This window comes from Streptomyces sp. NPDC055078 (genome assembly GCF_053607985.1).
Genome location: NZ_JBSGUP010000401.1, coordinates 1 through 7,495, shown reverse-complemented (window position 1 = coordinate 7,495; position 7,495 = coordinate 1). Strand labels below are relative to the sequence as shown.

The window sequence follows — 7,495 nt, the reverse complement described above, 5'->3', positions numbered from 1 at the left end:
CACCGAGCCCACCACATAGATGAGCAGGGATATCTGGACCAGCAGCTTCTTGCTGAAGAGGTCCGCCAGCTTGCCCCACAGTGGGGTGGTCGCGGTCATCGACAGCAGTGCCGCCGTGACCACCCAGGTGTAGGCGCTCTGTCCGCCGCCGAGATCATTGATGATCTGGGGCAGGGCGTTGGTGACGATCGTGGACGACAGGATGGCGACGAACATCCCGATCAGCAGCCCGGACAGCGCCTCCACGATCTGGCGGTGCGTCATCGGCGCGCTGTCGCCCGGTACTTCCGGCCCGGGGTGGCCGCCCCGCACACCGGCCGGTGAGGTCGTAGCCATAGAGATCCTTTTCTTACGCATCGTTCCGCGGGTGTACGGGGGTACGGGACGCGTGCAGTACGGGGGTATGGGGGTGGCGGGACCCGTCCGGGCCGTGGGAGCCGTGGGGGCGGTGCGGGTCGGGTGAGCTGTGCGGGTCTGGAGAACCGCACGGGTCTGGAGGGCTGTGCGGGTCGACGGAGTCGTCCGGGCCGGAGGTGCCGTGCGGGTCGGCTGAGTCGCCCGGGTCGGGTGAGAGCCCCCGGGCGGCGAGGAGTCCCCGGCCGTCTCCGAAGGAGTCCCGCAGCCGGGCGAGCATCGCGATCAGCGCGGCGATCTCGTCGTCGGACCAGTCCCCCAGGCTGTGGGCGAACAGTCCGGCCGTCCGCTGATGCAGCTCATCGAGCATGTCCCGGCCCGCGGCGGTCAGCCGCAGAATGCGGGAGCGCCCGTCGCGGGGGTCGGGGGCGCGTTCGATCCAGCCGCGCTCGGCGCCATGGGCCACATGCCTGCTGGTCACCGACATGTCGACGGCGAGCAGCTCGGCGACCCGGCTCATCCGCATCTCACCGTGGCGCTCCAGGACGGAGAGCACGGCGGCGGCGCCGGATGGGCACTCGACGGGCAGCATCCGCAGCAGGCCGCGCCGTACGGCGCCGATTCCGCTGAGCTGGCGGGCCAGCTCCGCGTACTGGCTCTGTGCGGTCACGGTCGAACCCCTCCCCTGCATCTTATTGCTTAGGGCAACCATATAATTCGTTGGTTGCTACAGGCAATCGAAGAGAGGGGTTGCGGCAGTAAAGGAACTCCAAAGATTTCCCCCAGGGGCGTCCGCCCGCCGGTCGGGAAGGTGATCCGCCCGGGGTTGGGTCGTACCCCGGCGTTCGCTAGGGTCGTGCCCCATGGCACACAACCCGCATGCTCCCCAAGGCCAGGGCCCCGAGGGCAACCACGACCCCGCGGGCAGCACCCAGATGTTCCGCGCGTACGTCGACGAGGGCGCTCCGCAGGGCAGCCGCCGCCAGGCCGCGCCCGCACGATCCGGCCCGAAGGTCGGTCTGATCGCCGGTGTCGTCGCTGCGGTCGCGATCCTCGGCGCGGTGGCCTGGCTGGCGCTCGGCTAGGCGTACCGCCTTGTCACGCGCCACCGCCTGGTGACGCGTACCGCCTTGTCACGCGCCACTGCCGGGTGACGTGTACCGCCTGGTGACGTGTGCCGCCTTGCGGCACGTACCGCCTTGTGAGGGTCGTCGGCGGCCCGCTCTTTCCAGACCGCGGCGGGCCCCGGGGGCTTCGGGGCGGACGGCCGGGTGCCGGGTGGGGTTGATGTGCCGGGGGCTGCCGGTGTTCCCGGGGGGTTCGGCGCGCGTCCGGGAGCGCCGGGCGGGCGCTGCCGCTCGGGCTCATGGGGCCACCCGCGCCCGGGGCGTATAACCGTCGCTGTCCGGACGACCTCCGCAGGTGGCCGGCGCTCCACCGAGGCAGAGCGCCAGCGCCGTACGAGCTATCGCCTGACGTCGTCGCATCGCGACAGCGCGGCTGGCACACCGTCAAGAAGGGACCCTCGGTGGGGCACCCGCGCGGATCCGTCCGAGGAACGGATCAAGCCTGAGGCCGGATCAAGCCTGAGGCCGGATCAAGCCTGAGGTCGGATCGAGTCCGAGGCCGGATCCGCCGAAGACCGGATCGATCCGGATCAGTCCGGGACCAGTCGGGGATCAGTCCGAGATCAGACCCTCACGCAGCTGCGCGAGCGTCCGCGTCAGCAGCCGGGAGACATGCATCTGTGAGATGCCGACCTCCTCGCCGATCTGCGACTGCGTCATGTTCGCGAAGAACCGCAGCATGATGATCTGCCGCTCCCTGGGCGGGAGTTTGGCCAGCAGCGGCTTGAGGGACTCGCGGTACTCCACGCCCTCCAGCGCCGAGTCCTCGTACCCCAGCCGGTCCGCGAGCGAGCCCTCGCCGCCGTCGTCCTCAAGGGACGGGGAGTCCAGCGAGGAGGCGGTGTACGCGTTGCCGACGGCGAGGCCGTCGACGACATCCTCCTCCGACACCCCGAGCACCGCGGCCAGTTCGGGCACGGTCGGGGAGCGGTCCAGGCGCTGGGCCAGCTCGTCGCTCGCCTTGGTGAGCGCGAGCCGCAGCTCCTGGAGCCGGCGCGGGACGCGCACCGACCACGAGGTGTCGCGGAAGAAGCGCTTGATCTCGCCCACGACGGTGGGCATCGCGAACGTCGGGAACTCCACCCCCCGTTCGCAGTCGAAGCGGTCGATCGCCTTGATCAGGCCGATGGTGCCGACCTGGACGATGTCCTCCATCGGTTCGTTACGGCTGCGGAACCGGGCCGCCGCGTACCGGACGAGAGGCAGATTCAGCTCGATCAGGGTGTCGCGCACATAGGTGCGCTCCGGGCTGTCGACAGGCCCGTCCGTGCTCGCCGCGTCCAGTGCGCGGAGCCGCAGGAAGAGTGAACGGGAGAGCGTACGGGTGTCGATGGCCTCCGAGCTGTCAGGCGTGACAGGTGCGGGAGCGCTCTTTGTGAGCGTGAGCACCTTCGAGCTGCCCTGTTCTGCGGACATGCCACCCCCTTGAGGTCGCGGACGGTCGCGGTGGCCGCGACCAACGGAGGAACGCAGCCTGCACCTGAAATACCGGCGGCGGGGCTGCGGCAAACGCGTCTCCCGCAGAATGTCACATGTCGGCAACGCGTCGAAGAGATTTGTCGACATGATCCGGGTGAATCCCCGCAGGAAGCACGGGGTGCGGGGGAGTTGGTGCCGTCGAAATTGCTCCGTACGGGGTCTACCCGTTCCGACTACGCCTCGATCCTGTTTGCGGATCGCAACCGAGCGAAGCTTCTGGCCAGGAGCCTTGACACATGCATCTGGGATACTCCCAGTTCCTGGCTGATCTGCGACTGCGTCAGATTGCTGTAGTAGCGCAGCATCAGGATGCGCTGCTCGCGCTCGGGCAGCTGTACGAGGAGATGCCGTACGAGATCGCGGTGCTCGACGCCCGCCAGCGCCGGGTCCTCATAGCCGAGCCGGTCGAGCAGGCCCGGCAGCCCGTCGCCCTCCTGGGCCGCCTCCAGTGAGGTCGCGTGGTACGAGCGCCCGGCCTCGATACAGGCGAGCACCTCGTCCTCGCCGATCTTCAGCCGCTCGGCGATCTCGGCGGTCGTCGGGATACGGCCATGGGCCGTCGTCAGATCCTCCGTGGCGCCGTTCACCTGAACCCACAGCTCGTGCAACCGCCGGGGGACGTGGACGGTCCGTACGTTGTCACGGAAGTATCGTTTGATCTCGCCCACGACGGTGGGCATCGCGAACGTCGGGAACTGCACCCCCCGGTCCGGATCGAAGCGGTCGATCGCGTTGATCAGCCCGATCGTGCCGACCTGGACGACGTCCTCCATCGGTTCGTTACGGCTGCGGAACCGGGCCGCCGCGTACCGGACGAGCGGCAGATTCGCCTCGATCAGCGCCCCGCGTACCCGTGAGTGCTCCGTGGTCCCGGGCTCCAGGTTCTTCAGCTCGCCGAAGAGGACCTGGGTGAGCGCCCGGGTGTCGGCGCCCCGGCTCTGGGTGCGGGCGGCGGACGGGTCCGTCGACGGCGTCTCCGTCACGATCGTGTCCGTCGTGTCCGTCGTGTCCGTCGTGCCCGTGCCCGTGGGCGTCGGCGTGGGCGGGGACGTGGGCGTGGTCGGACCGTTGCCTGCGCTCGGACCTCTGCCCGTGCCTGTACCCGTGCCTGTACCCGTGCCCGTGCCTGTATCCGTATTCGGGGCCGGGTCCGTCAACGCGGGCGGGCTCATGGCCGTGCCCAGGCTCGTGGCGGCGGGTGGGTCGTCCGGACTCTCGTTCTGGGGCGGCGCCTGAGGCGCGGTACTGGCCGGCACGGTTACGCCACCCCTTCGCGGTCAACTACGGTCAACTCATCCGTCAAAAGCGGTCATAGCATCACAAGACATGTCCACTGTGTGCAAGCACCAGATAACGTCGTGTTGAGGGCAGACCGGTTCTAAACCTGGCAAAGCCCCTCGCCGTAGGAGCGAGGGGCCGTACAAAACGCGGGGCGGGGCGGGATCCGGCCGGGGAACGGATCGGGAGGGCGGCTCAGAACTCGTAGTCGGCGATCACCCAGGTGGCGAACTCCCGCCACTGTGCGGCGGCGGCCTGATGGGCCGGATGCTCTATGTAGCGCGTCAGCGCACCACGGTCGGCGACGGCCGAGTTGATCGCGAAGTCATAGGCGATCGGCCGCTCGGTGATGTTCCACGCGCACTCCCAGGACTCCAGCTCGGGCACCAGTGCGCCCAGTTCCTGGAACGCCTTCACCCCGGCGGCCACACGCGGTTCGTCGCGCGCGACGCCGTCATTGAGCTTGAAGAGGACCAGATGGCGGATCAAGGGGCACTCCTGGGGGTTGCTGCTGCGGGCTCCGGTCGGCAGGGTGCGGCGGGCTGCCCCGCCGACTGTCCGGTCGGACCGCGCTGCTTGCGCAACGCGCCCAAGGGACAGTCCTCAGTTGACCAGCTCGGTCATGAACTCCCCGACGCTCTTCGCCGCGTCCGATATGCCCTCGAAGCCTATCTGGACCAGATCCGCCGCCCTGTCCGGGGAGGTGATGATCGTGTACAGCACAAAGACAACGACAACATAGAGAGCGATCTTCCTCGTTTGCGCCATCAGTCCCGTGCCTCCCCGGCGATCTCCTGAGTCCTGCTGCTCTCTGATCCCTCGATGATCGTGGAGAGTCGCGGAAGTCTAACCGAGCCTTTATGGACCAAGGGCCCTGAGATCAGGGCCCTTCGCCGTGCCCGCCGGGGCCCGCGACGCAGCACGATGAGGGTGACCCGTACGGACCCGGCAGGAATCCGGCGGGTCAGAGGGACCGGTCCCGCACTGCGGGGCCCACCGCCGCGGTCTTCCCCGTTCCGCGGCACCGGGCCTGCCGGACCGGCCCCCACCGGGGGAGGCGGCCGACCCCCGCGCCGCCTCCCCCGACCATGCGCGAGCCTCTCGGCGTCCGGCCTCCCGGCGTCCGCGTCAGGTCCCGCACGCAGAACACCCCCTGAACGCGATTCCGCGGTTCAGGGGGTGTTGGAAGCGGTAGCGGAGGGATTTGAACCCTCGGTGACTTGCGCCACACTCGCTTTCGAGGTCTGTTCCCGCTGGTCAGCGTGTGTTCGCAGGCGTTCAAACCTGTACGCGAGGCGGGGCCCGGAGCGCTGCGCGTACGCCGGTGAACGGGTCTGTACGGCTATGAATGAGACGGAAACTGAGACGGCCCATCAGGCATCCACGGCGGGTGTCCGGTCGATGAACCCATGGTCGGCGGGCCGGGTCGCCCGTTGTGCCAGCCACCCGGATACGCGCGGCCCACCGTTCACAGCCATTCCTTGACGGACGGTCCGGACGTGATCGAACCCGTGTCGTAGGTAGAAGTCCTGAAGCCCCTCGTTGGTTGTCCATGCGTCCAGTCGGAGCCACTTTGCCCCGCCGAGGTACGCCCGGTCGCCCGCCCAATCGAGTAGGCGACCGCCGAGGTCCTGCCCTGCGTGTGTACGGGCCACGGTCAGTTTGTTCACGAAGATTGAGGGCTCTGTCAGCTCTGCGTCGGTCCACAGGCCCTCTTCCGCTTCGGGAGTGAGGGTGATCGTTGCGACACTGGCCCCTCCGTCGCGGACCATGAAGACCGTACCGGCCTCGATCGTGGCGAGCAGACGGTCAGGGGGGTAGGGACGGCTCCACTGGTCGGACCCGAGCGTCCGAATCCATGCTGCCGCTTCTTCGCGGAAGGCGAGCAGTGCTCGAAGGTCGCTGGGGCGCGCGACCTCGACTATCACTGAGGCTCGCTCTCGGGGCGCGCGGACAGATCGCCAATCTCGTAGTTCATGTGGTTCAGATCTCCCCGGAGCGTGGTGATCGTGCAACGGATGGGCCGGTCGGTTGAGTAGCCCGTGCGTGTCCATAGCAAGACGGGAATGCCTGCTCCGACTTCCAAGAGCCGGGCCTCTTCTGGGGTGGGCATGCGAGTGGCGATCTCATCGAAGTACCCGATCTGTTCGATGCCGAGCCCTGCGAGGTAGCGCGTTGTCCCCTCTGCGATGTCGCCCGGTTCTGTGAGCCGAGGCCCCTTCTCAATGAGCCAATCCGGATAGTAGGTCGCCTGCGTCGACCAGGGCACATCATCCACATACCGGTGGCAGAAGCGGAGAACCGTGGTCGACCCGACGTCGACGCTCAGGCGCTCTGCGGTGTACGTCGGCGCCGGTGTCAGCTCTACCCGGAAGGTCTGGCGTGGGCGTCGGCCGGCGTTCGTGACGTCCGTGCTGTACGCGTCGCCGTTCTGGGGGAAGGTCAGGTTCTCGAAGCGTGAGGCATTGAGTTTGAACACCTCATGCGAGGCGACCAAGTAGCCACGACCTTGGCCGGGCACGATCAGCCCCTCCGCGACGAGCACGTTTAGCCCATTCCGGACTGTGTTCCGAGCGGCGTTGAACCGTTCGCCCAGCACCCGCTCTGAGGGCAGCTTGCTGCCCGGCGGGTGCTTCCCATCTGCGATCTCCGCGCGGATTTCGTCGGCGACCTGTCGGTACAGCGGCTTAGAGGTCATAGGGCCATCATGCCCCACTTGCTCAACTGGTTCATACATCTTCCCGCGAAGCACTTGACGAGCCTGGCTCAGTACTGCTCAACTTGAGTCGTGCAACTGGTTCAAACAAGTTGATCCAGTCGAACCGGTCGCACAACTGTGCCCGGAGGGCTCTCGAAAGGGGGTCTGAAGGAAGCGATCGTTCTTTGACAATTCAACAGAGTGTCTTGATTGACGGGGGTGAACCCCGTTCCCGTGACGGCCGGGTGAGGTCCGTCGACGGCCGCTGTTGTGGTCGTTCTGCTGGCGTCGAGCAGTGCGAATGACGCTCCGAGATTCGAGGCTCGGGACCGGTGGCCGTGGCAACGGCGCTGGTGAAGCCCTCGGGACCCTTCAACTCTGATGGGGAGATCTTCATGTTCCGTCGACATACCGAGGGCGCTGCCGGTGCTGACCGGCACGGCGGCTATGCCCCTCGCGTCATCGCACGACCCGCCGTGTGAGTCGGCCTGGGCCTGATGGTCCGGTGCGCTCGTGCGGTTCAGCTCTTCCGCGCCGCTCACGGCGGTGCGGCTGGTTG

The 7,495-nt window shown here is 67.8% G+C and carries 8 protein-coding genes and 1 pseudogene; 1 reads left to right on the top strand and 8 read right to left on the bottom strand.

Annotated features, from left to right (window positions below):
* Together ACWF94_RS27405 and ACWF94_RS27400 are read right to left on the bottom strand one after the other, a co-directional pair.
* Positions 1 to 336: MFS transporter (locus ACWF94_RS27405; RefSeq protein ID WP_453493926.1), on the bottom strand; the 336-nt coding region annotated here is incomplete at its 3' end.
* Positions 337 to 607: 271 nt separating this feature from the next.
* Positions 608 to 1,045, bottom strand: a pseudogene (locus ACWF94_RS27400) (MarR family winged helix-turn-helix transcriptional regulator); the annotation flags it as partial.
* Between the two features lie 172 nt (positions 1,046 to 1,217).
* On the opposite strand from ACWF94_RS27400, the gene ACWF94_RS27395 reads away from it, so the two are divergent.
* A complete protein-coding gene (locus ACWF94_RS27395) occupies positions 1,218 to 1,439 on the top strand; it encodes a hypothetical protein (protein WP_453493923.1) in 222 nt (73 codons plus the stop codon).
* A gap of 594 nt (positions 1,440 to 2,033) precedes the next feature.
* Here ACWF94_RS27395 and ACWF94_RS27390 read toward each other — a convergent pair.
* The 6 genes from ACWF94_RS27390 to ACWF94_RS27365 form a co-directional block, all read right to left on the bottom strand.
* On the bottom strand, positions 2,034 to 2,897 hold the full coding sequence (locus ACWF94_RS27390) for an RNA polymerase sigma factor SigF (RefSeq protein ID WP_453493920.1): 864 nt from the start codon (positions 2,895 to 2,897) through the stop codon (positions 2,034 to 2,036).
* Positions 2,898 to 3,133: 236 nt separating this feature from the next.
* The gene (locus ACWF94_RS27385; protein WP_453493928.1) at positions 3,134 to 4,132 is read right to left on the bottom strand and encodes an RNA polymerase sigma factor SigF; all 999 of its coding nucleotides are present in this window, start codon (positions 4,130 to 4,132) and stop codon (positions 3,134 to 3,136) included.
* A gap of 301 nt (positions 4,133 to 4,433) precedes the next feature.
* Positions 4,434 to 4,727 (bottom strand): Dabb family protein, encoded by a 294-nt coding sequence (locus ACWF94_RS27380; RefSeq protein ID WP_453493917.1) that lies wholly within the window; start codon positions 4,725 to 4,727, stop codon positions 4,434 to 4,436.
* A 114-nt stretch (positions 4,728 to 4,841) separates the two neighbouring features.
* Positions 4,842 to 5,006, bottom strand: a complete 165-nt coding sequence (locus ACWF94_RS27375; RefSeq protein WP_453493914.1) for a hypothetical protein — start codon at positions 5,004 to 5,006, stop codon at positions 4,842 to 4,844.
* A 605-nt stretch (positions 5,007 to 5,611) separates the two neighbouring features.
* The gene (locus tag ACWF94_RS27370) at positions 5,612 to 6,166 is read right to left on the bottom strand and encodes a GNAT family N-acetyltransferase (RefSeq protein ID WP_453493911.1); all 555 of its coding nucleotides are present in this window, start codon (positions 6,164 to 6,166) and stop codon (positions 5,612 to 5,614) included.
* Positions 6,163 to 6,936, bottom strand: a complete 774-nt coding sequence (locus ACWF94_RS27365) for a GntR family transcriptional regulator (protein ID WP_453493908.1) — start codon at positions 6,934 to 6,936, stop codon at positions 6,163 to 6,165. The genes ACWF94_RS27370 and ACWF94_RS27365 overlap by 4 nt, the downstream gene beginning before the upstream one ends.
* Positions 6,937 to 7,495: the final 559 nt, after the last annotated feature.

What these genes read in the sequence shown, in the direction of transcription:
- ACWF94_RS27395 (WP_453493923.1), top strand. Translation starts at nt 1,218, where the DNA reads ATGGCACACAACCCGCATGCTCCCCAAGGCCAGGGCCCCGAGGGCAAC.
- ACWF94_RS27365 (WP_453493908.1), bottom strand. Translation starts at nt 6,936, where the DNA reads ATGACCTCTAAGCCGCTGTACCGACAGGTCGCCGACGAAATCCGCGCG.
- ACWF94_RS27390 (WP_453493920.1), bottom strand. Translation starts at nt 2,897, where the DNA reads ATGTCCGCAGAACAGGGCAGCTCGAAGGTGCTCACGCTCACAAAGAGC.
- ACWF94_RS27375 (WP_453493914.1), bottom strand. Translation starts at nt 5,006, where the DNA reads ATGGCGCAAACGAGGAAGATCGCTCTCTATGTTGTCGTTGTCTTTGTG.
- ACWF94_RS27385 (WP_453493928.1), bottom strand. Translation starts at nt 4,132, where the DNA reads ATGAGCCCGCCCGCGTTGACGGACCCGGCCCCGAATACGGATACAGGC.